Source organism: Pseudomonas sp. SIMBA_068, assembly GCF_046534705.1.
Classification (GTDB): Bacteria; Pseudomonadota; Gammaproteobacteria; order Pseudomonadales; family Pseudomonadaceae; genus Aquipseudomonas; species Aquipseudomonas putida.
Genome location: NZ_JAWRYI010001113.1, coordinates 1 through 252, shown reverse-complemented (window position 1 = coordinate 252; position 252 = coordinate 1). Strand labels below are relative to the sequence as shown.

Genomic DNA, 252 nt, shown 5'->3' with positions numbered 1-252 from the left:
CCATGGCCATCCGGGCGCCCCTGCCAGTCACCGCCGGGCCGTGGGCCACCGGCTTGCCAGGGGTGGTCGTCGCCATGGCGATGGGGAATGTCCTGGTAATAACCCTGGCGCGGCGGCTGGGTCTGGCGCACTTCATCGCGCGAGTTGAGCGAGCGGCCTGGCCCGCCCTCGCCTTGCACCTGCTGGCCGCGTTCGCCATGCCCCTCGCCCGGCCCTTCGGCCAGTACCCCGAGGCTGATGCTCAAACCCAGC

At 71.8% G+C, this 252-nt stretch carries 1 pseudogene; it reads right to left on the bottom strand.

The features are described 5' to 3' along the window. Positions 1 to 251: pseudogene (locus tag SB756_RS32945) on the bottom strand (hypothetical protein); the annotation flags it as partial. Position 252: the final 1 nt, after the last annotated feature.